Here is a 24,398-nt window from a genome sequence, read left to right as displayed (position 1 = left end):
ACATCCTACGCCCCAGCGGGGCGGGTGATTACAGTGGTAACGGCTTTGTTACGCGTCCTTAGCGGTCGACTTAACAGAAGCTGACTTGGCCTTGGAAGCAGCCTTTTTGGCAGCCGGCTTCTTGGTCGCGGGCTTTGCCGAAGCCTTGGCAGTGGGCTTGGCAGCCTTAGCCTTGGCCGGAGCCTTCTTAGCGGCTGCGGCCTTGGGCTTCACCGAGGACGTACGCTTACGCGTGGCCTTCTTGGGCTCCTCGACAACGGGCGGCTTGTAGCTGCTGGGACCGCGGCGCTTAAGCACCACGCCTGCCAGACCGGGCACCTTGATCTCGATGGAGTCCATCTGCCCGTTCCAGGGATAGGGCTCGCTCGAGCAGGTGTAGGGCTCCTCGCCGGCGTATCCGCTGCCACCAAACTCGGGACGGTCGGAATCGAAGATGACCTCCCAGTCACCCTCGCGCGGCACGCCCACGCGGAAGCTCTCGTAGCTCGCCGGGTCAAAGTTGATCAGGATCACCAGGTCGTCATCGACGTCCTCGCCCTGGCGCACAAAGCTCACGATGGACTGCTTGGAGTTGTCCGCATCGATCCAGGTAAAGCCGTCGTCGGTGTAGCCGCGCTCGTACAGGGCGGGCTCGGCGGTGTACAGGTGGTTGAGCGCCTTGATAAACGCCTGATGATGCTTGTGGGTCTCGTACTCCTCGGTCAGGAACCACTGGATGGACTCGTAGTAGCGCCACTCGATAAACTGGCCGATCTCGTTACCCATAAAGTTGAGCTTGGCACCGGGGTGCGTCATCTGGTAGAAGGCCAGCGTGCGCAGGCCGGCAAACTGGCGCCACCAGTCGCCCGGCATGCGGCCGATGAGCGAGCACTTGCCGTGCACGACCTCGTCGTGGCTCAACGGGCAAATGAAGTTCTCGGTAAAGGCGTACATGATGGAGAACGTGAGCAGCCCGTGGTTGCCGGGGCGCCACGGAAAATCGGTCTGCATGTAGTGCAGGGTGTCGTTCATCCAGCCCATGTCCCACTTGTAGTGGAAGCCCAGGCCGCCGTCCTGCGGCGGATAGGTCACGAGCGGCCACGCGGTGGACTCCTCGGCCATCATCATCACGTCGGGGTAGTGCGCCTCCACAGCGCAGTTGACCTGACGGATAAACGCGCTGGCGTCCAGGTCCTCCTCGGTACCGTACTTGTTGAACTTCTTTTGGCCGGGATCGTCGATGCCAAAGTTGAGGTACAGCATGCTGGACACGCCGTCCATGCGAATACCGTCCACGTGGAAGTTCTCGAGCCAGTACAGCACGTTGGAGACCAGGAACGAGCGGACCTCGCCGCGGGCGAAGTCGAACTTATGCGTGCCCCAGTTGGGGTGAATCTCGTGCTCAAACAGCATGTGGCCGTTAAAGGTGGCAAGGCCGTGGGAGTCGGCGCAAAAACCGCCGGGCACCCAGTCCATGATCACGCCGATGCCCGCTTCGTGGCACGCATTGATAAAGTGCATGAGCTGCTGCGGATTGCCGTAGCGCGACGTGGCGGCATAGTAGCCGGTCGTCTGGTAGCCCCAGGAGCCATCGAAGGGATGCTCCATGAGCGGCATGACCTCGATGTGCGTATAGCCCATGTCGCGCACGTAGTCCACGAGCTCCACCGACAGGTCGTCGTAGGTGTAGAACTCGCCGCGCTGCGCTGGGAAGGGATCCATGGGACCGGGGTAGTTGCCGTACTCGTCCGGCTCGCCCTGTGGCGCGTCGCCGTGGCGCTTCCACGAGCCAATATGCACCTCGTAGATGTTAAGGGGCTGCGACATGTGGTTATGGCCGGCACGGCGCTTTAGCCATGCGGCGTCGTTCCACTTGTAGCCGTCGAGCGTCCACAGCACGCTTGCCGTACCCGGAGGGCACTCTGCCTTAAAGGCGTACGGATCGGCCTTGTAGAGCTTTTCGCCCTCGTTGGTCTCGATGAGGTACTTATAGAGCTGGCCCTGCTCGGCGCCAGGAATAAAGCCTTCCCAGATAGCGCTCGTATGCACGGGCACCAGCGGGTTGGATTCCTCATCCCAGTCGTTAAATTCGCCAATGACGTGAACGCTCTTTACATCGGGCGCCCAAACGCAAAAACGCCAGCCGCGCGTACGGTTCTGCGTGTCCGGGTGCGCGCCCATCTTTTCCCAGCTGCGCTCCCACATACCGATGCCAAACAGATAGACATCGTCCTTAGAGAGCTCCGGTGCGTGAGGAGCCGGCTTGCGGGTTGCGGGCTTTTTGGTTACTGGCTTTAGCTTTGTATCGCTCACGTTTGATCCCATCATGACGCGGCAGCGTGTTGCCTTGTTGACTAAATGCGAAAGGTCCAGGGCTGCACGAATCGAAGGGACGGCGATAGTTCTATGATTCGTTCCACCTCGCGTGCTCGGTGGAACTTTCGGCAGAAACTACCATAACACCTGTACATTACTTTTATGGGGGAAAGTGGTTTTGCGGTGGCTTTTAATCGGTGAGCGCCATGTTTATGCCACTGGCAGATTTGCGATGGTAAAACTCTTGACAGTTTTACCAATTAGGGTTTCAAGAATGTTAGTTTGACGTTTGGTAAAACGTTTTTAGCAGGTTGTTTACCATTTGACATCGAAAGGTTCGTATATGTCCCATAACGCCGCTCCCAAGGTTGCTTTTATTTTCGATTGCGATGGCACGCTGGTTAATAGCACCCCCGTTTGGGCTTATGCTCAGCCTGAATTATTGCACCGCCACGGGATTGACGTGACCGTGGATGACTTTGCCCAATTTGAGCACCTGTCGCTGGAGGACGAGTGCCAGGCCTACCACGACACGTGGGGCATTGGCGCGAATGGCGAGGAACTATATCGTGAACTGAGCAATATTCTGATTGATGGGTACTCCAAGGTGCCGCCGCGCGAGGGGCTCCTGGCATTTTTGGAGCAGGCGAAGGCGGCGGGCATTGCCATGTGCGTGGCTACGTCCACGCCGGCCGAGCTGGTGCAGTCTGCGCTCGCAGGTGCGGGGCTCGACGCTTACATGGAGTTTGTTACCACGACGGGCGAGGCGGGACGCTCCAAACAGTTCCCCGATGTGTACGAGCTGGCTCTGCGCCGCTTGGAGGAGCGCCACGAGTGCAAGTTTGAACGCGCTTGGGTGTTTGAGGACGCTGTCTTTGGTCTAAAGAGTTCTGGCACCGCCGGCTTTAAGCGCGTGGGCATCTATGACCCGCACGGCCGTATGAAGCGCGACGACGTACGCGCCAACTGCGATATCTTTATCGACAGCTATGAGGACCTGGATCTGGCCCGTGTGCTTTCGTTTGAGGGATAGGCGAGGGCCGTGGGTTGCAAGGTATTAGTAGTCTGCGGCTCACCCGTGGTGGCGAGCGCGGATCTGTTGCGTAGGCTAGCAGGGGAGTGTGACCACGTTGTCGCCGTGGACCGCGGACTCGACGCGCTGCTGGGCGCCGGCCTGAGCTGCGACGTGTATGTGGGGGATGCCGACACGGTGAGCGATGCGGGTCGCGCATTGGTCGATGCCGCCACCGACTTTGAAGTTGAGCGCCACGACCCGTACAAGGACTATACCGATCTGGCGCTGGCGCTCGATTCCGTCCGTCGCCGCTGGCCAAGTGCCGAAGTAGTTGCGACCTGCGCCACCGGCGGCCGTCCGGACATGGCGCTTTCCGTACTGGGGCTGCTTGCAGGCTACGAGGACGCTCCAGTCTGGATAGCCGAGGACAAGGTGGTCGCTCGCATCCTTCGCGCAGGCGAATCGTGGACCATTGAAGGCCACGAGGGCAGCACCTTCTCCATCATCGCCATTGCCCCCAACACCGAGGTAAGTGAACACGGCCTAGAATGGGAACTAGATCGCGCTCCGCTAGGCTTGTTAGCCGACACGGGCATCAGCAACGTCGTCAGGTCAACAGCCACAATCCAAGTCCACACTGGCACCGCCATCGCTTACCTATATCAATAGGCCTTTAAAGTCTGACTCAAAAAAGTCCTTGCACGCCGCGTCAACTTCCCCTATAGTTTCTCCTCGTCACGGGGGCGTAGCTCAGCTGGGAGAGCGCTTGACTGGCAGTCAAGAGGTCAGGGGTTCGATCCCCCTCGTCTCCACCATCGTGAATGTAAAGGTCTTCGGTATTCCGAAGGCCTTTTTTCATGCCAAAATGCCTCGCGCCATAAATCCAATCCACACCAACAAAAAGTTGCACAAATTATTTCCCATGTCTGTACATAGTTTGTTAGACAAACGCGATTATCGGCGCAGCTCGCTTCTTCATTTGGGCTTCAGGAACGCCCTTAATTACCGCCAGCACCTCAATAAGCTGCATCGATGTGAACAACATCCCAAAACAACTTCCTTGAGCACGCTAAATGAACGAAATGTTGTCCGCCATTAGCCAAATCAGTTTTGCTGCCAGCTTGTGCTAGGATACATAGCGTTACATGAGTTCAACTGTGCTCGCGGCTCCAGCAAGTCACAAAGCGCAGGGTCGATCAGCATCCGGCCGTAACGGCGGTGCCAGAAACACCACGAGCTCCAATAAAGAAGTCATGCGACGTTATTTATTTGCATTGATGTAATTCCAAGGTGCATTTAATAGCTTGCGTGTCAAAGCGTAGTAGTCCTACAGCTGTTTGCGTGCGGTCCAGTTTTGTTCCCGCTTGACTGGCTCGCACGCAGCCAGCTGGGGTCGCGGTCATTTTTGCGATACACGTCCGCGACTCTAGCAACTGCTTCTATACATACCGTTCACGGTGGGGCAGAGCCACGTGCTTGTCTGACTGGGCTCAGGGTTTGAATATGGAGCGCCTTCGCGCACAAGCGCCCTGGCGAAGCCATACCCAAATCCCGTGAGCCATACGTAAGACAGCAAGGGGGGTGGTGCTCGTGTGGTATGTGATCCAGGTCATTAACGGTCGCGAAGACGTAATGCGTGAGCGCATCGAGCGCGTGGTGCCGGCTGGCGCCATGGAGGAGCTCTTTTACCCCCAATTTCTAACCGAGATCAAAGTACACGGCGAATGGGTCAATACAACCAAGCCGCTCTTTCCCGGTTATCTTATCTGCGACACGGCAGATCCCCGCACCGTGCAACAGTATCTGCTGCGCATGGACGACTTTGCCCGGGTGCTTGCCCAGGACGGTCAGTTTGTGCCGCTGGCAAAAGAAGAGGTCCAGCTTATTGGCAGCTTTACGCACAGGGGAGACCGCGTAGTGCCCATGAGCGAGGCCCTAAAAGATGGCGATCAGGTCGTAGTAACGGCTGGTCCGCTGCTGAGCCACGAAGGCCTTATCAAAACCATTAACAGACGCAAGAGCACTGCTTATTTGGAGCTCAACCTGTGCGGCCGGCGCGTAACCACCCGCGTTGGCCTCGCGGTGCTTTCAAACGAGCAGCGCGTCATGCGCAACATCAAAAAGGCAATCGCCTAGCTGCTGGCGGTCGCCACACAGAACAGGGAGGATCCCCGACCCGGGGACGAAGTCTTGGAAGAAAACGTGTCGGATAAAACTCAATTTGCAACGGATGCGCCTGCGGGGGCAGCGCTCATTGCTCAGGCCATGGACCGACGCGAGGGCGCCGGCCGCTACAAGGCCATGCAGTCCATCATGGACTGGGATCGTTCGCGCTTGGTCTACCGCGCCGTTAAGCGCGCCTTTGACGTCGTGTTCAGCGGCTGCGTGCTGGCCGTCATCGCCGTTCCCAGCCTTGTGCTTGCCGCGGCCATCCGCCTTGAGAGCGAGGGCAACCCCTTCTACAGCCAGATCCGCGTGGGCCAGACTCGACCCGACGGCAGCTTGACTACTTTCCGCATGTGGAAGTTCCGAAGTATGTACAAGGACGCCGACAAGCGCCTCGCCGAGCTCAAGGAGCGCAACGAGATCGCCGGCGCCATGTTCAAGATGAAGGAGGACCCCCGCGTCACCAGGATCGGGAAGTTCATCCGCAAACATTCCATCGACGAGTTCCCGCAGTTCCTTAATGTGTTCCTGGGCCAAATGTCTGTCGTCGGCCCGCGCCCGCCGCTGCCCAACGAGGTCGCGGAGTACACCGAGTACGACCTGCAGCGCCTGGCAGTGAAACCAGGTATTACCGGCTGGTGGCAGGTCACTGAGCGCAACTCGACGGGATTCGAAGGCATGGTCCGTCGCGACCTGGAATATATCGCCAAACGGGGCGTTTTCTTCGATTTAAAAATAATCCTACTCACTGTGATTGAGGTCGTCAGCGGAAATGGCGCTTGCTAAAGAGACACCAGAGAAATACGAAGGCACCTGTTCAGTGGTTGATCTTCCCGGGCGAGTCGAAGTCCTGGGCGCACCAGTCGACCCATGGACGATGGGGCAGACCGTCGAGGCGACCGACGCCCTCATCAAGGAGGGGCGCTTCGCCCACCTGATCGGCGTGAACGCCGACAAGCTGCTGCAGATGCGCGACGATCCCGAGATGGACGCGTGCGTGCGCCGTTGCGAGATCGTTAACGCAGATGGCGCGTCCATGGTCATGGCCGCCAGGAAGTTGGGCGTGGACCTGCCCGGGCGCGTGGCCGGCATCGACCTCATGTGGGAGCTGTGCGGACTGGCCGAGCGCGAAGGGCACAGGGTCTACCTGCTGGGCGCCAAGGCCGATGTGGTCGCAAAGACCGCAGGGGTACTGTCCGAGAGGTATCCCAATATGGTCCTCGCTGGCTACCGTGACGGCTACTTCGGCGACGATGAGTTCGACGCCGTGGTCGCCGAGGTTGAGCAGGCCGAGCCCGACATCGTGTTCGTGGGCATCACCTCGCCCAAGAAGGAACGCCTGATCGAGCGTTTCCGCGAGCTGGGCGCCAAGGGCGCATTCGTGGGCGTGGGTGGCTCGTTCGACGTCGTCTCCGGCAACATCCCGCGAGCCCCGATGTGGATGCAGCGCGCAAACCTGGAGTGGCTCTTCCGCATGATGCAGGAGCCCAAGCGCCTGGTGAGGCGCTACGTGGTCGGTAACGCCCGTTTCTACATGCTTCTCCGCAAGGAGTCAAAGAGGAGCAAGGCCAATGTCTAAGAAGAAAGTAATGCTCGTCTTCGGAACCCGCCCGGAGGCGATCAAGATGTGCCCGCTCGTCAACGAGCTGAGGGCGCGTTCGGATGAGTTCGAGACGGTCGTGACCGTGACCGGCCAGCACCGCGAGATGCTCGACCAGGTGCTGCGCGTCTTCGACGTGACCCCAGACCACGACCTGGCGATCATGAAGCCGGGACAGACGCTGTTCGACGTGACGTGCGACGTGCTTCTCAAGCTCAAGGCCGTCCTCGAGGACGAGAAGCCCGACGTGGTCCTGGTCCACGGGGACACAACGACCAGCTTCGCCGCGGCACTCGCATGCTTCTACCTGCAGATCCCCGTGGGGCACGTCGAGGCCGGCCTGCGCACGCACGACATCTACAGCCCCTGGCCCGAGGAGTTCAACCGCCAGGCCGTCGACATCGTGAGCGAGTACTACTTCGCCCCCACGGAGGCCAGCAAGCAGAACCTGCTCGCCGAGGGCAAGCCCGAGTCCAAGATCTGGGTCACCGGCAACACCGGCATCGACGCCCTGCGCACCACCGTGAGCGAGGGCTACTCCCACCCCGAGCTCGAGTGGGCGGAGGGCTCGCGCCTCATCCTCATCACGGCGCACCGCCGCGAGAACCTGGGAGAGCCCATGCACCGCATGTTCCGCGCCATCCGCCGCGTGATGGAGGAGCATCCCGACACCAAGGCGATCTACCCCATCCACATGAACCCGCTCGTCCGCAAGGCAGCGCACGAGGAGTTGGACGGCTTCGACCGACTTCACATCATCGACCCGCTCGAGGTTCTCGACTTCCACAACTTCATGGCCGCGAGCCACCTCATCCTGACCGACTCGGGGGGAATCCAGGAGGAGGCGCCTAGTCTGGGCAAGCCTGTGCTTGTGATGCGCGACACCACCGAACGTCCCGAGGGTGTGGCGGCCGGCACGCTGAAACTCGTGGGCACCGAGGAGGACGTCATCTATCGTGAGTTCAGCCGCCTGCTCTCTGACGAGTCTGAGTACGCGGCCATGAGCCACGCCTCGAATCCTTACGGTGATGGTCATGCGAGCGAGCGGATTGCGGACGTGCTGGCAGGCCGGTCGCGATGATTCGGGTCCTGCACATCATTCAACAGCTGGGGCCCGGAAGGGGCGGGGTGAGGACCTTCGTCTCCACGATGCTCGATTGCCCGGCTCCTGATATCGAGCAGAGTGTGCTGTCGGTGGGAAGAGTCGAAGGGGATAGGTTTGGAGAGCGATTCTTCGGTCCTTTAATCGATAGCTACAGCCCGCTACTGGTTGGCACTCTGGGGGCGAAGCGCCTTGGCGCTTTTCTATCGAAGCACCGTTTCGATATCGTTCAGATTCACACGAACAATGCGCTCGGCTTCGTCTTCGCCTCTGAGGCCAAAAAAGCCGGAGTTCCCTCGCGCATCGTGCACTGCCACAACAGCGCGCTTGGCAGCACCTCGCGTTTGAAGAATATGGTCAACGTGGCCATGATAGAGAGGTTTCTCCCGTCGGCGAGTGAGCGCTGGGCATGCAGCGAGGTCGCAGGTGAATATCTCTTTCAGGGCGCTGGCTATGCCTTGGTGCACAACGGGGTCGATTCCGATAAATTCCGATTCTCGTCCTCTGACCGGGCTGCCGTTAGACATCGGCTTGGGATCCCGGGCAATGCCACCGTCATAGGGTTTGTCGGGGCAGGCATTCCTGCGAAAAACACCCTGCGCGCCCTCGATATCTTCAATCAGCTGCGCTCCAGTGAGGCCGATTCCCGCCTTCTGCTCTTCGGCCAAGCCGAGGAACTTCCCCTTGCGAAGGAGAAGGCGGCTAAATTGGGGCTGAGCGAATCGGCGGTTTTCATCGGTACCGTTGACGATATCTGGAGGTACTACAGCGCCATGGATGCGCTGCTTGCCCCCTCTTTCCACGAGGGGCTACCGATTGCCTTCATTGAGGCCCAGGCAAATGGACTGCCCATCCTCAGCTCTGACGCGGTTACCCAAGAGGCCGATTTGACGGGCCTTCTCAAGCGCGCAGCACTTTCGCTTTCCGACAAGGAGTGGGCTGATTTGCTGGAAACCTGCGCCGGCAAAAGGGAACTAACTGCCGAGGCGGACTATGTTCCGTTTCTTGATAAAGCGGGTTACACCACGAGGTCGCTCTACGAGCAGCTCTCTGATCGCTATAGGAATATGACTAAAGGAGCGTAATATGACGACCGAGTATTTATCCATGCAAGAGGTGAAAGCTGCCGAGCTGCGCCTCCTTCGCATTTTCGACTGCTATTGTCGAGAGAACAATCTGCGATACTCACTGGGTTCCGGCACTCTTCTCGGTGCGGTTAGGCACAAGGGGTTCATTCCCTGGGATGATGATATCGATGTCGTCATGCCCGTTGAGGACTACAGGAAGTTTCTGGCTGGCTTCGCCTCCCGTACTGGAGCGAAGCAATCCCATGTTGGGCTTGCCAGTCAGCTGAACCTTAAAGGTTCAGCTGCAATTCCTTTTGAAAAACTGGTGGATACCAGCATTGAGGTAAAGTCTGCATTCATTGCAGAGGGAATCCGCGAATATGTGTGGATCGATATCTTTCCGATTGTTTCTTTCGAAAGTGAAGCCGAAGCCAGCAAGGCCTGGGATGCAGCAGTTCGATATAAGTACCTGTTCCAAGCATCAAGATGGAGCTCGGGACAGCCAGGAGTTGCTGGCTGCTTCAAAACCGTCTTCGGCGCGTTTGCCAGGCACACCCCTCTGCAACAGTGGGCTCTCGGTAAGCTAAGAACGATGACGGATAACGGTTGCTTTTCGACTATCGGCACTGCTGCCAATCTGGCTTGGGCGGTCAGCCAGTCGCTGGAGGTTTTCCCCGCAAGCCTGTTTAGCAACTTGGTTGAATACGAATTCGAAAACGAACGGTTCTTTGGCTTTGAGGATGCGGATCGCTATCTCTCTATAATGTACGGGGACTATATGTCACTTCCACCTGCCGACAAACGTATTGCGCATGAGTTGAAGGCCTGGCGCGTCAGCGCTTCCAGCAACTTCGACCCTACGAGTAGCGGAAGCACCGATGAACAAGATTGCTAAGGCGCTTAAATGGGGCGCTTCCGCCCTGCGGGTTGCCAAGGTGCGCGTTGTGACCGGAAATCGGCTCAAGATCGCCTCAGGCAAACCATTGTACCTGGGCAAGGGCGCACGGGTGATATTGGGCGAGGGCGCTTCCCTCAGCATCGGTGCGGGCGTTTATTTGAGCCCCGAGTGCTTCGTACAGGTTAATAAAGGCGCAACTTTAGTGCTGGAAGACGGCGTCTACATGAACGAGGGCTGCCGAGTGACGGTAGTCGAATCCGCCCACATCGGTGCTGACACGTTCTTCGGTCCCAATGTCCAGATTTACGACCACGACCACGAATTCGACAGTAGGGGGGTTAGCTCAAAGTTAATCCACGCTCCGGTTTCGATTGGTCAGCATTGTTGGCTTTGCGCTAATGCGGTCGTTACGCGCGGTTGCTCGATTGCGTGCCGCTCTCTCGTCTCGGCGAACTCTGTTGTCACGTGCGACCTTAACGAGTCGGGTGCGCTGTACGCTGGTGCGCCCGCTCGATTGATAAAGAGATACGACTAGGAAGCCTTCTTAAACGTGGATCAAAAGCTGAACATAACCCTTATCGTGCCCGTGTACAACGTTGAGTGTTACCTCGAGCAGTGCGTCCGCTCAATTCTGGAACAGTCGTATTCAGTTTTCGAGGTGCTGCTCGTCGACGACGGCTCGACCGACGGGTCGAGCGAGCTGTGTGATCGGCTCTCCTCTGAGAACGATTGCGTGCGGACAGTGCATAAGGAGAACGCAGGGCTTGGTTTCGCGCGTAACACGGGACTTGACAACCTGCGTCCTGAGTCAACGCACGTAATGTTCGTTGACTCGGATGACTGGCTCGAATCCGACATGGTTGAGACGTTCGCCCGAGCCATTGAGGACACCGGGGCGGATTGTGTTCTTGGTGGTTTCACCAAGCGAGATGATAAAGGAAGTCCCCAGTTTGAGTTCAAGCTCGAGGACGCCGTGTGGGAGGGCGACGAGCTAGCAAAGAGGCTTGTACCCCGTGTGTGCGGCAGCACCCCCGAGATGTCCGATTCGATTCCAATGTCGGTATGTTCGTCTATGTTCGCAATGAAAAACATAGACGAACATACCCTGCGCTTTCCCTCAGAGCGCGAGGTAATCAGCGAAGACTTCGTCTTTAAATACAAGTACCTCCGGACTAGCAACAAGGTGGTGACAACGAGCAGCGTGGGGTATTCGTACCGAACGAATCTTTCGTCACTTAGTACTTCGTATAGACCAGATCGCTTCGATGCCAGCCTTATTTTCTACGACTACGCTCTTCGACTCGTGGCGGACTCGCCCTCGGAAGCGGAATGCGTTTTGAGATTAAAAAAGACCTTATTTATCAATATGAAGATGTGTATCTCGCAGGAAGTGCCTCGCGTAAGCGGTAAGAGCCGACGTGATGCCTGCGATGCTATACGAAGAATGGCGAGTGATAGTCGCCTGTCAAAGGTGATAAGCGACTATCCATGCGAGAGACTCGGCTTTACACAGAGAGTCTTTGTGGAACTGCTGAGGCGGCGTGCCGCGAGTATTCTCTATATGGCCGCTTCGTCTGGGGTTTTCTAGATTGGAGGCTCGAACATGGCTTTAATTGATGGACTAAAGACTTTATATAATTCTATTTTTCTCAATAACGATTTACTGATTAGCCGTTTGAGAAAATTAGGCGTTGCCATTGGGGACGATGTGACTTTTTATTGCCCCAAAGAAATGACGGTTGATATTCAAAATCCACATCTAATCACCATCGGTGACCATGTAAAGATTACGGGTCCATCTACAATCCTGACGCATGATTATTCTTGGGGGGTAATTAAGGGAAAAACGGGGGAGGTTTTCGGAAACCAAAAACATGTGACCATTGGGAACAATGTATTCATTGGATGGTCGTGCACAATCTTGTGCGGCACGACCATCGAGGACAACGTGATCGTCGGAGCGCACTCCGTCGTCAGCGGGAGGCTAGAGCACGATTCTGTTTATGCAGGCGTTCCCGCAAAGAAGGTTTGCTCATTAGAGCGCTACCGTGAGAAGCGTGCGTCAGCCCAACTGGACGAGGCGAAAGACTACGTAGCCCGTTTTCGTCGTCGTTTCAAGCGCGATCCTCATGCAGAGGAAATGAAGGAGTATTTCTTTTTGTGGGCCACCCCTGATCGACTTAACGACAGCTATGTTTTTCAAATGAGTCTCATGGGAACTTACGACAAAAGCGAAGCGATTTTAGCAACACCGAGACAATTTAATAGCTTTGAGCAGTTCCTTGCCTGCTGCGACAAGGCCGAAGTGGAGTAACCATGAATATGAACAATAATAGACCCGTTGTAACAATTGTTGTTCCCGTCTATAACGTCGAGGAGGAATTAAATAGGTGCGTTGAGAGCCTTGTGGGTCAAACGATCAGTGATCTACAAATTATTCTTGTTGATGATGGATCGACTGACTTGAGTGGTGAGCTTTGTGACGCCTGGGCAGACCGTGATTCCCGCATCTGCGTTATACATAAGCAGAACGGCGGATTGTCCTCTGCCAGAAATGCCGGTATCGATGTTGCCGAGGGTAAATACCTTGGTTTTGTTGATAGCGACGATTATATCGAGCCCGATATGTACGAAACACTTTTGGCCGGAATGGTCGATGATGAAGTGTCTATGGTCACATGTGGTAGATATGTGCATATGGGAGACACTGTTAAAAATGAATACACAACACCCGAAGTGATGAGGTTTAATTCCGCAGACGCTATGAAGGAGACTTTACTCGGTAACATTATTGATGTATCTGCGTGTGATAAACTTTATCGTCGTGAGCTGTTTGACGAAATCCGCTATCCCTATGGACGCATAAGCGAGGACGCAGCCATTATTTTGCAACTGCTCGATCGCTGTAGCGATGTCGTTCATGTGGGGAAATGTCTGTACCACTACGTTTTTCGTACCGGAAGTATCAGCAAGTCAACCTACAGCCATAAAAAATTTGATGTTATGCATAACTGTCGGGAGATGACAGCTTGGGTAGAGAAATACAAGCCTGATTTTTCTATGGACATCAACTCCTATTGCTGCGCACAAATGGCAGGAATGATTGAGTGCATGATTTGCTCCCCGGGAGCGAGAAAAGAATGGGGCGAGGATTACAGCGCTTATTGGGGCCTATTCCGTCATTGTTTCCAAAGCTACGTTACGCTTGGTGGACACAAAAAAGTTGAAATTGCGCGCGTCTTTGCCACTCGTATGCATCTTTACCGCCTATTCTGGCTAGCCCGTCAGGTTAGAAACGGGGTAAAGCGCTATGTGTAATGATGCTGCAACCGTTTCCATTAAGCGAAAAACTCTTGCTGATGTCACCATCAAGGATATAGACATCGTGTTAGCGACCTTACTCTTTTTCGCTCCGACGGATGGCAGTGGCGGCGGAGCGTACTCGTTGGTTCGCTATGGCTTAATTGCGTATCTTGTCTTAAAGAACATTCTTTGTTGTAAGAGCATTCCAATTGTCATGATGCTCCTTAGCGCATTCTCTGCGCTTATGGCGTACTCGACCTGGATTAATACCCATAGTCCGACTTGGTCCTTTTCCGGATTCATGTTTGGAATGGGAATCGTTGCCGTCATTCTTGTCTATGTTGATGCGTGCTGTCGCCTTTCCACCGAGATTGTTCTGAAACGCGTGCTCGTCATCTTTATTGTTGCGATCTTACTCAACGATTTAATGATGGTTGTTTTGCCCTACAATCGCTCTGATTCCAGTACGGTGTACCTAATCGGAAATAAGTTCATAGTATCCTACGCGCATTGTCTGCTTTCTGGTCTTATGCTCGTTTGCTACAGAGATAAGATTACTTTAAATCGCATTATCGTGATCATAGGCGCCTTTATGTCGTATTTTTCTGGCTCAAGCACAGGTGCCATGATGATGGTCGCTATGCTTGCTTTGACGTTTGTTCCCGCTAAAACTCGATTCGTTATCGCGAACCCTTTGTTTCTAGCAGCCTCTGTTGTTGTTTTGAACATTCTCATTTGGGGACAAGCAAATCTATTCCAAATGCCTGAGTTTCAGAATTTTGTAGTCAATGTTTTGCATAAGAATCCAAATATGACTGGACGTGAGCAGCTATACGCCGTCACTTTTGATCTGGTTGCAATGAAGCCTATTTTCGGGTGGGGATACCTTACCGATATTTACCGAATCACTTTTGGCTACGGTAACGCGCAAAACGGATTGTTTCACCTTATAACCCAGTGTGGAATCTTGGGCACTACGGTCTATTTCGCAGGTTTATTTACGTCTCTTCTCGGAAAACCGGTTCAGAACAAAAACCTTTTTGGCATTTACGCCTTTTTGCTTTGCATGGTTCTCGGTTCATCTGTGGAGATCAACCTTTCCTTCCAATTCGCTTTTGGCATTGCTTTGGTTTGCGGAGCTTTGCACGGTTTTGATGCTACGGAGAAATAATATGCTCGTTGGAATTATGACAATGCACCGAGTTCCCAATTACGGGTCTTTCTTGCAAGCCTATTCACTAAAAAGAATGATTGAATCCTTGGGTCATCAGGTGGTTTTTGTCGACTATCACATTGAGCCCGATATCTTGCATAAAGGGGACATAAAGGAAACCCTTCGATGCGAGATGAGGCAAGTTGGACAGTGGTTTAAATCCTCATCATTGGGTCATTCAATAAAAAAGGCTCTCGGTTGATTTCCGATCTCAGCCGAACACATTAGGCGGACAGGCCGTTCCCGCAGCTAGCCGAACGCCCCCGAGGCCCCATCCGGGCCCCGGGGGCGCCGTTTTCCCAGTTGAAGGAACGGTGGAGATGTGTTTCGATGGGTCCGGTGGCCATGCTCCGCCCTCCGCCCGGCACCTCTTCCCAGACTCAGCCGGACGGTCGGTCAGTCTATTCCGTTTTGCCTTCAGGCTAGGCCAGCGGGGCATCGCCCCTCTCTGCGCGCGCCCTCTCGATGAGTCCCGGCGTCAGGTCGAGCTCGGCCAGAGGCACATCCTCCACGCCGTAGGCGTCAAGCAGCGCCGCCGCATCGTCCCCGAGCATCGCCCTGAAGGCGCGCGCGGGCGTCGAGAAGCCGAGCGCGCCGCGGGGCTCGGAGTTCACGTGCGACATGGCGAGCGCCATGTCGGCCGGGGAGAGCCGGTCGAACCTGAGGCCGGCGCCCTTGGGCAGCAGCTTCCTTATCTCGACGTGGTTGCGCTCGCAGGCGCCCTTCTGGTCGCTCCGCCTGGGGTCGCAGTAGAACAGCCTCGTCTCGCCGGGCCCCTCGCCGAGGAGGGCCGCGACCGCGGCCTCGTCGGCGAACTCCGCGCCGTTGTCGGTGAGCACGGCGCGGAACACGCGGCGCGCCCCGTCGGCGCCGAGGACCGCCCGGACGCCCTCCAGGGCGGCCGCGACGCACCCGGCGGTCTTCCCGCCCAGCGGCAGCGCGAGCTGCAGCCTGCTGGGGCGGTGCAGTAGCGTGAGCAGGCAGGCCGAGTCCTCCCGGGCGCCCTCGACGGTGTCCATCTCCCAGGCCGCGGCGCACGCGTCCTCCCCGAGGGCGAGGAACGCGGCGTATGACCTGCGGGCGGAGTGGCGCGTGGCCGCCCGGACGGCGGCGCGCCTCCTCGGCCTGTAGCCGACCTTGCGCCTGAGCTCCATGTTGGTCATGCCGTCGTAGCCCGCCGCGACCCAGCGGTAGATGGTCGAGGGAGACAGGTCCACCGGCCCGCCGTTGCGCGCCGCCATCTGCTCGGGCGAGAGCCCCCGGCGCAGGCAGTCCCTGATGGCCTCCAGCCTCGCCGCCGCGGCCGGCTCGTCGGCGTCGATCCCGCGCCTGGACGAGACGAGCACCGAGTCGGCGCACAGCTGCGCGGCGCGGGCCTCGTAGAAGACGTGCGGGCGGCGCTTGCAGCCCACCGCGCGGTAGCGGCCGCACCCGTTGCAGCAGCGCGGCCACGCCGCCAGGCGCGGGCAGGCCGACGACAGGTCGGTGTCGGCGCCCACGCGCTCGCCGCGCCTGGGCTTCGGCGCCGTCACGAACCTGTGCGACGCCACCTCGGCGCTCACCGTCGAGGGCGACCTGCCCAGCTCCCTCGCGATCTCCCTGCACGAGGCCCTGCGCTCCAGCATCCTCTGGACCGTGTCCCGCTCGTGCCTCGTGAGCCTTCCGTAGGCCCTCGGGGCCGCTTTCGCGGAACCCTTCTTCCTCTTTCCGGACATGCCGTCCTCCGATCTTCCGGGGCCGGCCGGTCCGGCCCTCAGGGTATCGGGTTCCCACATTCATCCGCACATGTGCGGATGAATGTGGGAGGTGTTCGGATGAAGTCGATAATCAAGGAAAAAAGGCTCTCAAGGGGGATGCCGGCTCATCGCGTTCCGTAATGTTTAGTTGCGATGATATGCTTGGAATCACAGATAGACGACACTACAACACGAAATGCGACGTCTTGGTCATAGGCAGCGATGAAGTGTTTAATTGCCTCCAGCTTGGTTCCAATATCGGTTACTCCCTTGAATTGTTTGGGAGGCGCGCCAATGCAGGTAAAGTGATAAGCTATGCCGCTTCGTTCGGCAATACGACGTATGAAAAACTTGACCACTATGGGGTGGCTAGGGAAATAGGGGATTGCCTTAATTGTTTCGAGGGGGTTTCAGTTCGTGACACGAATTCCGTTGACACTGTAAGTAGGCTTACGGGAAAAGCCCCAATCATGCATCTTGATCCTGTACTCGTCGGTGGAGTGGAGAACGAAGACTGGTCTCCCTGCAACGAGAGTGGATTCATGATTCTTTACGGCTACAGCTTCCGATTTACCGAGGATGAATGCAGAGAGGCTCTCGAATTTGCTCATTCCCACGGGCTTGAACTCATCGCATTAGGTGAGGACCAGCCCGTGCGCGATCGCCATATTCGATGCCGCCCTGACCAGGTTTTACCATATTTTCGAGCAGCTGATTATGTGTTAACCGACACCTTCCATGGAAGCATATTTTCTATCGTTACCCATACGCCTTTTGTGACGATTCCCCGTGGAGACCGAAACGGCCAAGGAGGCAATGTCCAGAAACTAACCTCGCTTCTGGACGGACTCAATCTTTCTGATCGGCGACTCAGCTCAATTGATAAATTGGGCAAGGTTCTCGAAATCAAACCAGATTTCGAATCTTCAGACAAGATTCGAAGCTCTGAGTCGCTACGCTCGCTCAACTATCTGAGATCATATCTCTCAAATGGAGGCGTTGCCGAGTGATGACTAAACAGATCAAACCGCTTCCAATATTACAGGGCAAGACCGCTTTTGCGATAAACCTTATCTCGCAAGTGTCTGTTATTGTTGCTCAGATGGTCATCAGCTTGTTTTTGACCCCGATTGTTCTGGAGAAAATGGGGGCAGAAGCCTATGGCTTTGTTGGTCTTGTTAACAACTTTGTAAGCTATGTGGCTGTAATTACTACTGCCTTAAATTCGCTCGCAGGTCGCTATATCACGATTGCGCACCATAGCGGGGACCAAGAGGGTGCGGAGTCCTACTACTCCTCCGTGTTTTTTGCAAACTGTGTAATGGCCGTCGCCGTGTTGGCTGGATCCGTTCTTCTTGCGGCAAATATCGAATCAGTCGTGTCGGTTTCGCCTGGGCTAGTTGAAGATCTCCAGCTTATGATTTTGCTGGCATTTTTCAATTGCGCGCTTAGTCTTGTTGTTGTTGTTTTCGGAATTGCCGCATTTATCAAGAACCAGCTATACCTCAACGCCATTGCCCAACTTGTGTCCTCCGTCATAAGGGCGATGTTGCTGTGCGTTCTTTTTTTGACTGTAGTTCCACATATGTGGTATTACAGCGCAGCTGCAGTTGTCGCATCGGTCGCATTCCTCGCATTGCAGATTTGGACTACGAGACGTATTGCTCCAGAATACCGGGTGAAAGCGACCTGTTTTTCAATTCATAGAGTACTCGAAATTCTCAAAAGTGGCTTATGGGTCAGCATCGAGTCAATAAACAAGCTTTTGCTTACCGGTCTTGATTTGTGGATTTCGAATCTCTTTGTTGGTGCCTACCAGATGGGGATTTTATCAGTTGCTAAGACGATCCCCAATGCTTTGTTATCCGTTTCAAATAGTCTTTCCAGCCTTTTCTATCCCAAATGCGCCGAGCTTTATGCCAAAAAGAAAACTGACGAGCTTGTTAAACAGTTTGGCTTTGCAATGAGATTCACCGCTGCGGTCATGATTGTGCCGCTCGCGGGCTTTGTTGCATATGGTCTTCATTTTTACGAACTATGGCTTCCCGGGCGAGACGTATCGGAGCTCCTTCTGATTCAGAGACTATCTGTTCTGACTGTTGTCTCGTTACTCGCGAGCGCGCTCGTTGAGCCTCTTTACTATGCCAATACCCTTACTAATAAGATAAAGGGATCAGTTCTTATTACTTTAGGCTTCAGCTTACTTGTCGTCGCAATTGAATTGTCCCTTCTGTTTTTTACAGAGCTTGAAGGCCTCTTTGTAATCGCTTCTGTCAGCTCCGTTCTCATGACGTTTAGACATTGTTTTATTCAGCCCGTTTATGCTGCTCATGTGTTAGGTCTGCGTGGATCGAGTTTCTATAAACCACTTGGTAAAGAAGTTGTGGGGCTTTTCGTCGTTCTCGCAACATTTGCAATTCTTTCGAAAGCGTTGCCGTTTTCTTCGTGGGCGTGCTTTCTGATTTCTTGTCTTATTTCTGCAGCAATCGGTTATACGGAGCTATCCCTCCTTCTACTCGATGGGGAAGAGCGACGTAAGGCTTTTGGAATGTTATTGGTTAGGAGGCGTTAGGTTGCAAGACGAACTTCCATCGAACTCTTTCGACATGCTGTTCGCAAAAGCTCGTTATGCTGTGGCACTTCAGGACTCTGATTCGAAAAGCCTTGAGTTGTCCGCTTCTGGTGGCGCTTTTGCTTTGTTTGCCCGCTCTGTTCTTCGTGTTGGTGGTGCCGTATTTGGAGCTTCCCTTCTCGACAACGGCACTGTCCGTCATATTTGCATAAAGCGGATTGATGACTTGTGTAAACTCCAAGGATCTAAATACGTTAAGAGCAACGTTGCAGATACATATGAAGAGTGTGCCCATCTTCTTTGCAAGAACACCGTAGTGCTATATTCCGGTACGCCATGCCAGATAGCGGGACTTCGAAAATATCTTGAAAAATCAGTTCCGAAGGAAGTCGTTGCAAACAACTTGCTGTGCGTCGATCTTATCTGTCACGGAACACCAAAGCAGGAGATTTTTTCTGCATATCTTGAATGGCTCGCCACGAAGAATAAAGCCGATGACGGCATCCATGGCTATGCTTTTAGAAGCAAAAAGATGGGGTGGGGACTAAATTATTATTACTACTTCTATCGTCGAGGTAGAAAACACGAGGTGCTGGGGCCCGCCCGTGATGACCCATATTTCGCAGCTTTTACGAAAGGGGTCATCTATCGGAGGTGTTGTTACAAGTGTCCCTTTGCAAGACTCGAACGTGTTGGAGACATCACGATAGGAGATTATTGGGGCATCGATTCCGTTCATCCCGGCTTTTCTGACGGACGAGGCGTTTCCGCGGTCCTAATAAACACTAGTAATGGCGAGCGTTTCTTTAATGAGTGCTGTGCCGATGAATGTAAGTGGATTAAATCAACCGTTGAAAGCGTTGCTGCAAATAACTCAAATCTCGTCAAGCCAGCCTCTCGTTCTGCTGATGACGAGAGGCTGGCCGATGAGGTCGAAAGAGCGATTTCTGCTGGTGACCACAAGCTGGCATTCGAAAAGCTGCTGGCACCAAAGCTTAGTTTGATGGCAAGAATTAGGCGAATGCTTCCCTGGAAGCTTGTTCGTATGGTTTACGGACATGGACGGTAACTGCTTTTCGTTTAGACACTTGTAGTGCAAAGCTCACTCACACGGCAAACCCTCAGTGGAAATATCGACAGACAGCTCATTCGTTACAGTCCTTAACAATTTTAATCAAAGGCGAAAGGTGTTTATTCATGTATTACATCAACGAGAGGTTAGTTAACCTACACCGCATTTTTGACCAGAACAAGCGCGAGGGTTACCTCAGACTTGATCTGAACGAGAACCCCGAGGGGCTATCTCAAGAGTTCATCGACGGGGTTCTTTCGGGGGTGACGCCCGAAATGGTGGCCCAGTACCCGGAGACTCTTGAGTTTACCGAATTCCTCGCTGGAAGACTTGGTACGGACATCGAGCATCTGTCGCTTGTTAACGGGTCTTCCGAAGGAATTCGCAACATCATTGAGGCCTTCACTGCGCCTAACGGCGAGATCGTTTGTGTATCGCCTTCTTATGCAATGTTCGAGGTCTACTCGAAGATGTATGGACGTAATTTTGTGCCGGTTCCTTATAGGGATGACCTAACCATCACGGTGGATGATGTGATTTCTAAGATTAGTAATGACACACAGCTGCTTATTCTTGTTAATCCGAATAACCCCATGGGCAACGCCTGGAGCGAGACTGAGATGTCACGCTTTTTCGAGGAAGCGGAACGACGTCAAATTACCGTTCTTGTCGACGAGGCATATCATTATTTCTGCCCCGAGACTTCCATTAATTATGCCCTTACCCATGAACATGTATTTGTAACTCGTACTTTCTCAAAGCTTTTCTCGCTTGCTGGAGCTCGTTTAGGCTATGTAGCAGGATGGCCTAAGGGAGTTGCCCTCGTTCAGAAGCTGAATACTCCCCACAATGTAAATATGTTCGCTATGCTCTTTGCAAAGAAAATCATGGAAACCGAAGGCATGCTCGATTCCATGATCGAGAATCAGCTAGCTGGCAAACAGTGGCTCGTTGAGCAACTTGACCGTAATGGCTATGAATATCGAAGCAGTGAAGGCAATTTTATGTTCATTAAGCCGTTTGGCGATGCTTCAGAAATCGTTCGCCGTATGAAGGCCGAGAAGGGCATCCTCATTAAGGAATATGACGGTATTGGCGCTTTTGGCAGCTGCCTGAGGGTTACCACTGGTCCTAAGCGTTCGATGGAGCGATTCATGGAAGCGCTGATTGAGTTGGACAAGGCTTAGCCATGACTAAGGTCATTACCTACGGAACCTACGACCATCTTCATCGCGGGCATGTCCGCCTGTTGGAGCGTGCCAAGGCCTTAGGTGACTATCTAATCGTTGGCGTTACGTCGGATGACTTTGACAAACAACGCGGCAAGATTAACGTTCAACAATCGCTTGAAGAGCGTATTGCAGCAGTGCGTTCAACCGGGCTTGCGGACAAGATTGTCGTCGAAGAGTACGAAGGCCAGAAAATCGACGATATCAAGCGCTATGGAGTCGATATCTTCACTGTGGGATCGGATTGGGAGGGCCAATTCGATTATCTGAATGAGTACTGCAAAGTTGTGTACCTCGAGCGCACCAGTGGTGTCTCTTCTACGGAAATCCGAAGTTCGGTTAAACTTCGCTGCGGTTTAGTTGGATATACCGACTATATGAATCGCGTTTTTGCTGAGTGCGGTTTGGTAAATGGTCTCGAGGTTGCCGGCATTTGTGTTGAAGATCGCAGTTTGCTAGATGAGGGCCCACTTGGAACTGAGATTGTAACGGATGAATACGATAAGTTACTGGATGCAGTCGATATTGTATATATTCACTCGCATCCTGATCGACATTACGATCAGGTGAAGCGAGCCTTAAATGCCGACAAGCATGTGATGTGCGAAGCGCCTATCGCAAAGAGCGCTAAGGAATGCAGTGAGCTTTTCGCATTAGCCGACGAGCGAGGCCTTGTGCTGATGGACTCGCTGCGCACGGCATACTCAACCGCCTACGCACGCATGCTGTTGTTGGTCACCGGTGGACGTATTGGCGAGGTCGTTTCGGTCGATGCCACTATAACCAATCTTAAGACCAATCGCGCTCCTTTTGATACGCGTCGCGACACTGCTTGGAGCAGCATGACGGCATGGGGGCCGACGGCCTTATTGCCAATCTTCCAGATACTAGGTACTAAACCTAACTCGGTGCGCATTTCGTCCTTGTGCGAGAAACACGACAAGACTTTTGATGAGTTCTCGAGGCTTGACGTTGAGTTTCCAAACGCCGTGGCAACAGCAAAGGTCGGCTCAGGCGCTAAGTCTGAGGGCAGTCTAGTTGTATCGGGCACAAAGGGCTACATATATGTTCCTGCGCCCTGGTGGAAGACTGATTATTTCGAAATCCGTTACGAGAACCCAGCCGATAACAGACGTTATTTCTATCAGCTAGACGGGGAAGGTATTCGCTTTGAATGGGTTTCTTTCCTAAGAATGATCGCCGATGTCGAAAAGGGCATCACAGGTGAAGAGGCACTTCGCCGCGAAGGCGGCATTGATCGTGATATCACCAAAGCCACCTGTGAAGTTATAGGCGCATTCGAACGCGGCGAGAGCGTAAAGTACTTAGAGTTTGTAAGGTAATCAGGGCTTCAGCTTTTCAGCTGACAAAATTTCGCTGCGTGCTATGTATTCCCCTGGGACGTTCAATAATGTCTGGTGAGAGTGTGCAGAATCTTTGGCGAAAACTCAATTTTAGCTGTTTAAATAATCATCAGGAATGAGTGCGCTGGTTAACGGTAATTAATGCGCCCCTTCCTCTATATAAAGCAATTTGCAGCTACTCCATAAGCTAAGAGACGCTTCTTATTTATTCTCGGTCGCGAGTGCCGACTGTCTTACGATGAATCAAACCTCATTATTCCTCACGCGAGCTCCATCCAGGGCGTCATGAAGCGCGTGAAGGCCAAGGGCGTGCCCGTGGCAGTCTACGAGCCCACGCTGGACGCGCCGGAGTTCTTCGGCTCCGAGGTGACCCACGACCTGGAGGCCTTCAAGGCCGGCTGCGACGTGATCGTCGCCAACCGCAGGAGCGACGAGCTCGCAGATGTTTCAGAAATGGTTTATACAAGGGACTTATTTAAACGCGATTAGCTGAAAGGAGATAATTGAAAAGAATATTCATTTCAAAAATGATGGCCGCCTGAAGCTGCTGATTGTCGTGGGCACCCGCCCCGAGGTCATCCGCCTGTCCGAGGTCATCAAGAAGTGCCGCCGCCACTTCGACTGCCTGCTGGCGCACACCGGGTAGAACTACGACTACACGCTCAACGGCATCTTCTTCCGCGACTTGTCGCTGGACGCCGTGGGCGCCGACTTGGGCGAGACCGTGGGCAACATCATCGCCGCGAGCTATAAGCTCATGGTTGAGGTGAAGCCCGACGCGCTTCTCATCCTGGGCGACACCAACAGCTGCCTTTCCGCCATCGCGGCCAAGAGGCTCCACATCCCCATCTTCCACATGGAGGCGGGCAACCGCTGCAAGGACGAGTGCCTGCCCGAGGAGACTAACCGCCGCATCGTCGACGTGATCTCCGACGTCAACCTGGCATACTCCGAGCACGCGCGCCGCTACCTCAGGGACACCGGCTGCGCCCCGGAGCGCACCTCTGTCACGGGCTCGCCCATGGCAGAGGTCCTTCGTGCCAACCTGGACAAGATCGAGGCTTCGGATGTCCTCTCCGAGCTCGGTCTGGAGCCCAAGCGCTACATGCTGCTTTCGGCCCACCGCGAGGAGAACATCGACACCGAGGCGAACTTCACGAGCCTGTTCACGGCGATCAACGCGCTCGCGGAGAAATACGACATGCCGATCCTGTACTCCTGCCACCCGCGCTCCCGCAAGCGCCTGGAGGCCACCGGCTTCAAGCTGGACCTGCGCGTGCGCATGCACGAGCCCATGGGATTCCACGACTACAACTGCCTGCAGATGAACGCCTTCGCCGTGGTTTCCGACTCCGGCACCCTGCCCGAGGAGTCCAGCTTCTTTGCAAGCATTGGGCGCCCGTTCCCGGCCGTTTGCATCCGCACCTCCACCGAGCGCCCCGAGGCGCTGGACAAGGCCTGCTTCACGCTGGCCGGCATCTCCGAGAAGGGGCTGCTCCAGGCCGTCCACACCGCCGTCGAGCTCGACGCCGAGGGGTCGCTGCCCGAGGCGCCCGTTCCCGACTACGCCGACGAGACCGTGTCCACCAAGGTGGTCAAGATCATCCAGAGCTACACCGGCGTTGTGGACAAGATGGTGTGGAGGAAGTTCTAGGCATTCTTTTGAGAATTAGACGGCCTTAATAACCTGACACTCACTAATGAACCGCTGCCTATTTCCATCAAGATGATAGGCGGCGGTTCTTTTTTTATTAGATTTAAATCCT

Annotated in this window: 22 protein-coding genes, 1 tRNA gene and 1 pseudogene; 21 read left to right on the top strand and 3 right to left on the bottom strand. The window is 54.7% G+C overall.

Features of this window, described 5'->3' with window-relative positions; genetic code table 11:
- Positions 1 to 48: 48 nt before the first annotated feature.
- Positions 49 to 2,307 (bottom strand): 1,4-alpha-glucan branching protein GlgB, encoded by a 2,259-nt coding sequence (gene glgB / locus OIL77_10045; protein HJI45737.1) that lies wholly within the window; start codon positions 2,305 to 2,307, stop codon positions 49 to 51.
- Positions 2,308 to 2,638: 331 nt separating this feature from the next.
- Here glgB and OIL77_10040 point away from each other — a divergent pair, with 331 nt between their 5' ends.
- From OIL77_10040 to OIL77_09975, 14 genes are all read left to right on the top strand, one after another.
- Entirely contained in the window at positions 2,639 to 3,328 is a 690-nt protein-coding gene (locus OIL77_10040; protein HJI45736.1) for an HAD family phosphatase, read from the top strand.
- Positions 3,329 to 3,337: 9 nt separating this feature from the next.
- The gene (locus OIL77_10035; GenBank protein HJI45735.1) at positions 3,338 to 3,979 is read left to right on the top strand and encodes a thiamine diphosphokinase; all 642 of its coding nucleotides are present in this window, start codon (positions 3,338 to 3,340) and stop codon (positions 3,977 to 3,979) included.
- Positions 3,980 to 4,049: 70 nt separating this feature from the next.
- Positions 4,050 to 4,125: transfer RNA gene (locus tag OIL77_10030), tRNA-Ala, on the top strand.
- 769 nt (positions 4,126 to 4,894) lie between these two features.
- Complete coding sequence (loaP, locus tag OIL77_10025; GenBank protein ID HJI45734.1) at positions 4,895 to 5,446, top strand: antiterminator LoaP; 552 nt, start codon at positions 4,895 to 4,897, stop codon at positions 5,444 to 5,446.
- 66 nt (positions 5,447 to 5,512) lie between these two features.
- Positions 5,513 to 6,262 (top strand): sugar transferase, encoded by a 750-nt coding sequence (locus tag OIL77_10020; protein HJI45733.1) that lies wholly within the window; start codon positions 5,513 to 5,515, stop codon positions 6,260 to 6,262.
- A gap of 34 nt (positions 6,263 to 6,296) precedes the next feature.
- A complete protein-coding gene (locus tag OIL77_10015; GenBank protein HJI45732.1) occupies positions 6,297 to 7,055 on the top strand; it encodes a WecB/TagA/CpsF family glycosyltransferase in 759 nt (252 codons plus the stop codon).
- Positions 7,048 to 8,157, top strand: coding sequence for a UDP-N-acetylglucosamine 2-epimerase (non-hydrolyzing) (gene wecB / locus OIL77_10010; protein ID HJI45731.1), 1,110 nt, complete (start codon positions 7,048 to 7,050; stop codon positions 8,155 to 8,157). Before OIL77_10015 ends, wecB begins: the two co-directional genes overlap by 8 nt.
- Positions 8,158 to 8,225: 68 nt before the next feature.
- Positions 8,226 to 9,263, top strand: a complete 1,038-nt coding sequence (locus tag OIL77_10005; GenBank protein ID HJI45730.1) for a glycosyltransferase — start codon at positions 8,226 to 8,228, stop codon at positions 9,261 to 9,263.
- Position 9,264: 1 nt separating this feature from the next.
- The gene (locus OIL77_10000; GenBank protein ID HJI45729.1) at positions 9,265 to 10,140 is read left to right on the top strand and encodes a LicD family protein; all 876 of its coding nucleotides are present in this window, start codon (positions 9,265 to 9,267) and stop codon (positions 10,138 to 10,140) included.
- On the top strand, positions 10,124 to 10,678 hold the full coding sequence (locus OIL77_09995) for an acyltransferase (GenBank protein HJI45728.1): 555 nt from the start codon (positions 10,124 to 10,126) through the stop codon (positions 10,676 to 10,678). The genes OIL77_10000 and OIL77_09995 overlap by 17 nt, the downstream gene beginning before the upstream one ends.
- 15 nt (positions 10,679 to 10,693) lie before the next feature.
- Positions 10,694 to 11,731 (top strand): glycosyltransferase family 2 protein, encoded by a 1,038-nt coding sequence (locus OIL77_09990; protein HJI45727.1) that lies wholly within the window; start codon positions 10,694 to 10,696, stop codon positions 11,729 to 11,731.
- 15 nt (positions 11,732 to 11,746) lie between these two features.
- Positions 11,747 to 12,457: an acyltransferase gene (locus OIL77_09985; protein HJI45726.1), complete on the top strand. Its 711-nt coding sequence runs from the start codon at positions 11,747 to 11,749 to the stop codon at positions 12,455 to 12,457.
- A gap of 2 nt (positions 12,458 to 12,459) precedes the next feature.
- Positions 12,460 to 13,461: a glycosyltransferase gene (locus OIL77_09980; protein ID HJI45725.1), complete on the top strand. Its 1,002-nt coding sequence runs from the start codon at positions 12,460 to 12,462 to the stop codon at positions 13,459 to 13,461.
- Complete coding sequence (locus OIL77_09975; protein HJI45724.1) at positions 13,454 to 14,617, top strand: O-antigen ligase family protein; 1,164 nt, start codon at positions 13,454 to 13,456, stop codon at positions 14,615 to 14,617. The genes OIL77_09980 and OIL77_09975 overlap by 8 nt, the downstream gene beginning before the upstream one ends.
- Positions 14,618 to 15,081: 464 nt before the next feature.
- Here the strand turns inward: OIL77_09975 and OIL77_09970 are convergent, their stop codons facing one another.
- A complete protein-coding gene (locus OIL77_09970) occupies positions 15,082 to 16,374 on the bottom strand; it encodes an IS30 family transposase (protein ID HJI45723.1) in 1,293 nt (430 codons plus the stop codon).
- A 179-nt stretch (positions 16,375 to 16,553) separates the two neighbouring features.
- Here OIL77_09970 and OIL77_09965 point away from each other — a divergent pair, with 179 nt between their 5' ends.
- From OIL77_09965 to OIL77_09940, 6 genes are all read left to right on the top strand, one after another.
- Positions 16,554 to 17,405, top strand: coding sequence for a polysaccharide pyruvyl transferase family protein (locus OIL77_09965; GenBank protein ID HJI45722.1), 852 nt, complete (start codon positions 16,554 to 16,556; stop codon positions 17,403 to 17,405).
- Complete coding sequence (locus tag OIL77_09960; GenBank protein ID HJI45721.1) at positions 17,405 to 18,967, top strand: oligosaccharide flippase family protein; 1,563 nt, start codon at positions 17,405 to 17,407, stop codon at positions 18,965 to 18,967. Before OIL77_09965 ends, OIL77_09960 begins: the two co-directional genes overlap by 1 nt.
- 1 nt (position 18,968) lies before the next feature.
- Positions 18,969 to 20,036 carry a Coenzyme F420 hydrogenase/dehydrogenase, beta subunit C-terminal domain gene (locus tag OIL77_09955; GenBank protein HJI45720.1) on the top strand — a complete coding sequence of 356 codons (1,068 nt, stop codon included), beginning with the start codon at positions 18,969 to 18,971 and terminating at the stop codon, positions 20,034 to 20,036.
- Between the two features lie 128 nt (positions 20,037 to 20,164).
- Entirely contained in the window at positions 20,165 to 21,226 is a 1,062-nt protein-coding gene (locus tag OIL77_09950) for a histidinol-phosphate aminotransferase family protein (protein HJI45719.1), read from the top strand.
- A 2-nt stretch (positions 21,227 to 21,228) separates the two neighbouring features.
- The gene (locus OIL77_09945) at positions 21,229 to 22,611 is read left to right on the top strand and encodes an adenylyltransferase/cytidyltransferase family protein (GenBank protein ID HJI45718.1); all 1,383 of its coding nucleotides are present in this window, start codon (positions 21,229 to 21,231) and stop codon (positions 22,609 to 22,611) included.
- Between the two features lie 306 nt (positions 22,612 to 22,917).
- Positions 22,918 to 23,121, top strand: coding sequence for a hypothetical protein (locus tag OIL77_09940; GenBank protein HJI45717.1), 204 nt, complete (start codon positions 22,918 to 22,920; stop codon positions 23,119 to 23,121).
- Here OIL77_09940 and OIL77_09935 read toward each other — a convergent pair.
- On the bottom strand, positions 23,108 to 23,269 hold the full coding sequence (locus tag OIL77_09935) for a hypothetical protein (protein HJI45716.1): 162 nt from the start codon (positions 23,267 to 23,269) through the stop codon (positions 23,108 to 23,110). The genes OIL77_09940 and OIL77_09935 overlap by 14 nt on opposite strands.
- Here OIL77_09935 and OIL77_09930 point away from each other — a divergent pair.
- A pseudogene (locus OIL77_09930) lies at positions 23,210 to 24,286 on the top strand (UDP-N-acetyl glucosamine 2-epimerase). The gene OIL77_09935 and the pseudogene OIL77_09930 sit on opposite strands and share 60 nt — an antisense overlap.
- Positions 24,287 to 24,398: the final 112 nt, after the last annotated feature.

This window comes from Coriobacteriaceae bacterium (genome assembly GCA_025993015.1).
Taxonomy (GTDB): Bacteria; Actinomycetota; Coriobacteriia; order Coriobacteriales; family Coriobacteriaceae; genus Collinsella.
The sequence above is the reverse complement of the archived record's forward strand: the minus strand, read 5'-3'. Positions and strand labels throughout refer to the sequence as shown.

Bases quoted from the DNA above. Each gene is read 5' to 3' on its own strand.
- glgB (HJI45737.1), bottom strand. From the start codon at position 2,307: ATGATGGGATCAAACGTGAGCGATACAAAGCTAAAGCCAGTAACCAAA.
- OIL77_10040 (HJI45736.1), top strand. From the start codon at position 2,639: ATGTCCCATAACGCCGCTCCCAAGGTTGCTTTTATTTTCGATTGCGAT.
- wecB (HJI45731.1), top strand. From the start codon at position 7,048: ATGTCTAAGAAGAAAGTAATGCTCGTCTTCGGAACCCGCCCGGAGGCG.
- OIL77_10005 (HJI45730.1), top strand. From the start codon at position 8,226: ATGCTCGATTGCCCGGCTCCTGATATCGAGCAGAGTGTGCTGTCGGTG.
- OIL77_10000 (HJI45729.1), top strand. From the start codon at position 9,265: ATGACGACCGAGTATTTATCCATGCAAGAGGTGAAAGCTGCCGAGCTG.
- OIL77_09995 (HJI45728.1), top strand. From the start codon at position 10,124: ATGAACAAGATTGCTAAGGCGCTTAAATGGGGCGCTTCCGCCCTGCGG.
- OIL77_09985 (HJI45726.1), top strand. From the start codon at position 11,747: ATGGCTTTAATTGATGGACTAAAGACTTTATATAATTCTATTTTTCTC.
- OIL77_09980 (HJI45725.1), top strand. From the start codon at position 12,460: ATGAATATGAACAATAATAGACCCGTTGTAACAATTGTTGTTCCCGTC.
- OIL77_09975 (HJI45724.1), top strand. From the start codon at position 13,454: ATGTGTAATGATGCTGCAACCGTTTCCATTAAGCGAAAAACTCTTGCT.
- OIL77_09970 (HJI45723.1), bottom strand. From the start codon at position 16,374: ATGTCCGGAAAGAGGAAGAAGGGTTCCGCGAAAGCGGCCCCGAGGGCC.
- OIL77_09965 (HJI45722.1), top strand. From the start codon at position 16,554: ATGCTTGGAATCACAGATAGACGACACTACAACACGAAATGCGACGTC.
- OIL77_09960 (HJI45721.1), top strand. From the start codon at position 17,405: ATGACTAAACAGATCAAACCGCTTCCAATATTACAGGGCAAGACCGCT.
- OIL77_09950 (HJI45719.1), top strand. From the start codon at position 20,165: ATGTATTACATCAACGAGAGGTTAGTTAACCTACACCGCATTTTTGAC.
- OIL77_09945 (HJI45718.1), top strand. From the start codon at position 21,229: ATGACTAAGGTCATTACCTACGGAACCTACGACCATCTTCATCGCGGG.
- OIL77_09940 (HJI45717.1), top strand. From the start codon at position 22,918: ATGAAGCGCGTGAAGGCCAAGGGCGTGCCCGTGGCAGTCTACGAGCCC.